At 72.2% G+C, this 1,040-nt stretch carries 1 protein-coding gene; it reads left to right on the forward strand.

Going from position 1 to position 1,040, the window contains the following annotated elements:
- Positions 1-141: 141 nt before the first annotated feature.
- Positions 142-1,040 (forward strand): M6 family metalloprotease domain-containing protein (locus tag B7L92_RS29935; protein ID WP_081240486.1); only part of this gene is annotated, 899 nt, incomplete at its 3' end.

Raw genomic sequence — 1,040 nt, forward strand, 5'->3', positions numbered from 1 at the left:
CGGGCCCGGGGCGCCCCGGGCGCCGTCCCCGGTGCGAAGACCCGGCATTCTCACCCGTCCGGTGCAGCTGAACAGGGCGTAATACGACAAACACACACACTCTGGGTGCGGTGTCCCGTGAACCGTCTCCCGGAGGTCCCCGTGCCGCGTCAGCTCCCCCTGAGAGGACGAGCACTCGGCCGGGAAGCCCTCCGGGCGCTGCGCCGTCCGGGTGTACGGCCCCGGCTGCGCAGCACGGCGGCGATGTGCACCACCATGTCGGCGCTCGCGGCGACCTCGATGGTCTCCGTCCCCTCCTCCGCCGGGCCCTTCTCCGCGGAGCCCTGCGTCCTGACCCGCACCGACGCGCACCACTCCGAGGGCCTGGACACCTGGAACGCCGCCTATCCCCGTCCGACCCGCCGGCTGGACGCGGTGATGGTGTTCCTGTCCTTCCCGGACTCGCACCCCCTGACCACGCCCGAGGAACTCGCCGCCGACCACTTCCCGGCCACGAGCGACTTCTTCCGGCGGGCCTCCTACGGCAGGTTCACGCTGCGCCCGCACGCCCTGCGGCACTGGATCCGGATGCCGCTGCCCTCCACCGCGTACGCCATACAGCGTGACTGGTCCGTCTCCCACCGGGCGGCCTATCTGCACGACGCGCTCGCCGTGGCCGACGGGCAGGTCGACTTCTCGCAGTACGACATCGTGTACCTGGTCGCCGACCCGGACGCGCCGGGCGTGGACTCCGACGCCACGAAGGTCGTCAACCTCGACACCCCGCTGCGGGCCGACGGCACCGACATCCGCCGGATCGTCACCGTCTTCGAGAACCACCCCCCGGACCGGCTGGTCCTCGCCCACGAGACCGGGCACGTCTTCGACCTGCCCGACCTCTACCACCGGCCCGTGGACGGCAAGGGCGACTGGGACACCCACGTCGGCGACTGGGACCTGATGGGCAGCCAGTTCGCGCTGGCACCCGACCTGTTCGGCTGGCACAAGTGGAAGCTGGGCTGGCTGGACGCGGCCCAGGTCGGCTGCGCGGCGGGCCGGGG

Source organism: Streptomyces viridosporus (assembly GCF_002078235.1).
GTDB classification, from domain to species: Bacteria; Actinomycetota; Actinomycetes; order Streptomycetales; family Streptomycetaceae; genus Streptomyces; species Streptomyces viridosporus.